We start from the raw sequence: 2,253 nt of genomic DNA on the forward strand, positions 1-2,253 counted from the left end.
GTTTACAGAAGGGGTTTCTTCTTCCCATTTTTTGAGTGAAGTGAGCGCAAACATTTTGTTCATCACTTTAAAAACCAAGGTGTCTTCGTCAAATGGAAAGTGTTCAGTGACGCCTTTTTTGCTGATGCAGTAGTTTCTGTAGGATTCAATATTCATTTTAGTCAATAGTGATTAGCATCGCCGTCGGTGCTCCGTCGCTGAAGCTTTGAAGCATAAGCGACAAGCCTTTGGCGGCCGATGGAGGTGAAAGAATAAGTTTTTAAAGTTTTTTTCTTAATTTTAGCTTTCATAAAGCTAATACAAATACTAAAAATATGAAAAAGATTTATATTTTTTTGATTCTTGTTTTTTTCTTTGGATTGTGTTTTTCACAAGCTCAGGAAGATGGGTATCGCAATTTCCGTTTACTGATGCAAAGCGGAATTGGGAGTGGTATTGCTACTCATGACAACGAAGTCAGCTACGCCCTTAACACCAATAATGCAGAACTATTGGTGAACTATAAATTTTCAAAATATTTTGGTGTCGCTTCCGGAGTAGGTTTCAACGAATTGAAGGGAAATGCGTTCAATTCATTGGGCAACTTTTTTCATGAAAGAAGTCAACTTAAAATTCCGGTTTTATTTACAGCGGATTATTATGTTTCAGATAAAATAAAGATACTTATTACATTAGGTGCTTATGCACAAACTATCTTAAAAGATGAGCTTTCGTTTGTTGATTTTAAAGCAAAAAATGTGTATGAAGGATGGAATTTCGGGACTCAATTAAGCATTGGATTTTTGTTTGAGATTTTTGAGAATTATAGTGTTGGCTTAAACTACCTTGGACATTCAGACGTTAACAAGTTTAAAACTCAAGAAAATGCACCATTTAGTGATAAACAAAAAATCATTAATATGAACTCTGTGGGGCTCTCGCTTCTGATTGAACTTTAATGAAAAATTATTTTCAAATTCGCAAAATTAAAGCACCCCCAAATGCGTAAACTTAAATCCTTTTTCATACTTTAATCCGTAGCCGAATATCCTGTCCAAAGTGGCGTGGGAGAAAAGAATCACCCCAATGAGTTGTGTGATTTCTGAATGAGTATAGATTCCAATCAGGTAACAAGCAATTGCAATGCCTCGGTGGTGAAAGAGGTTATAAGTAAATGCGCCGGTTTTGTTTCCAAGCAAATAACCAATCATCCCGATATCCGGGGTTAAGATTAAAACCAAAAACCACCACCAAGCAAATGGTAGTTGGGAAAATAGGAAAATGCCGAAAAAGAAAAGGGCGAGTTCTTCTAGTTTTAGGGTTGTTTTCATGAAATTATGTTTTAGCTTTTAAGGAATTAAAAACTTGCTTGATAAGTATAGCATTTATAACTAAAAAAAATAAAATTATAAATGTAAAAATTAATAAAACTAAATTATCGCCATAATCAAATATGATATTTTCATAAAGTAAATATATTCCAACAAACAAAGTGCCTAACAAAATAAAAAATGAGAGTATTTGAATTAGCTTATTAAAAATTGGATTTTCGATAATTGAGATTTTAAAAAAAGGTACAATGAAAATACCACAAAGTGTAAATACTATTGAAATGCTTTCAAGCAGGTTAAAATTGAAATGAAATCCATGACCGGAAGCTCCCATTAATAAGAATAAAAATAAAAGGGACAAAGCCAAAAAAAGAACATAAATCCAAATACTGTACTTATTTAAAAATCTGATTATCATTTTATTCTAAAAAATAACTGTTGTCTAAAATCTAATATCTCAAATCTAAACCACTTCATACAACACCGGCTTACTCGGCGAAGCGTCGTTGACAAAGGATGCTATTTGTAAATTTAAAAAATATGTACCGTCTTTGATGTTGTTTTTTACATAAATAAATTCGGTGATGGTGGCGTTTTTTCTGGGATTTTTGGGATAATTCCAGAAGGCACGGTGTGCCAGCAGTTCACCATCATCCTTTTCACGATCCACAGAGGGAAGGTCGATGAGCAGGTGTTCCACACCAATTTCTCTTAAATACAAGGCAGCTTCTTCCAGTAAATAGGGCCAATTGGTGTGGGAGTATTGCATAGAACGTTTTTCGGTGGTGTTGGGTATGGTGCGAATGACAAGGGCTTGTGGTGTTGCGCCTTTCAAGGCTTTTTCAATTTGCTTTTTGGAAATGACTTTATCTTCTTTTCCAAAGGATTCAGGGGCAACGGTTATGACTTCTGCCAGGAAGAAAAACTGTTTCAGGGCTTTGTT

Annotated in this window: 4 protein-coding genes; 1 reads left to right on the forward strand and 3 read right to left on the reverse strand. The window is 34.4% G+C overall.

What is annotated here, in order from left to right:
• Positions 1–156, reverse strand: a 156-nt coding sequence (locus AC6F75_RS06670) for an MmcQ/YjbR family DNA-binding protein (protein ID WP_500714181.1), incomplete at its 3' end; no start/stop codon positions are given.
• A 158-nt stretch (positions 157–314) separates the two neighbouring features.
• On the opposite strand from AC6F75_RS06670, the gene AC6F75_RS06675 reads away from it, so the two are divergent.
• Entirely contained in the window at positions 315–938 is a 624-nt protein-coding gene (locus AC6F75_RS06675; protein WP_500714178.1) for a hypothetical protein, read from the forward strand.
• 27 nt (positions 939–965) lie between these two features.
• Here the strand turns inward: AC6F75_RS06675 and AC6F75_RS06680 are convergent, their stop codons facing one another.
• Positions 966–1,310 carry a DUF4260 family protein gene (locus AC6F75_RS06680; RefSeq protein WP_500714179.1) on the reverse strand — a complete coding sequence of 115 codons (345 nt, stop codon included), beginning with the start codon at positions 1,308–1,310 and terminating at the stop codon, positions 966–968.
• 463 nt (positions 1,311–1,773) lie between these two features.
• Positions 1,774–2,253 (reverse strand): cyclase family protein (locus tag AC6F75_RS06685; protein WP_500714180.1); only part of this gene is annotated, 480 nt, incomplete at its 5' end.

The sequence above is a fragment of the Planktosalinus sp. genome (genome assembly GCF_059864935.1).

Excerpts from the sequence above, each read along its gene's own strand:
- AC6F75_RS06680 (WP_500714179.1), bottom strand. The coding sequence starts at position 1,310 with ATGAAAACAACCCTAAAACTAGAAGAACTCGCCCTTTTCTTTTTCGGC.
- AC6F75_RS06675 (WP_500714178.1), top strand. The coding sequence starts at position 315 with ATGAAAAAGATTTATATTTTTTTGATTCTTGTTTTTTTCTTTGGATTG.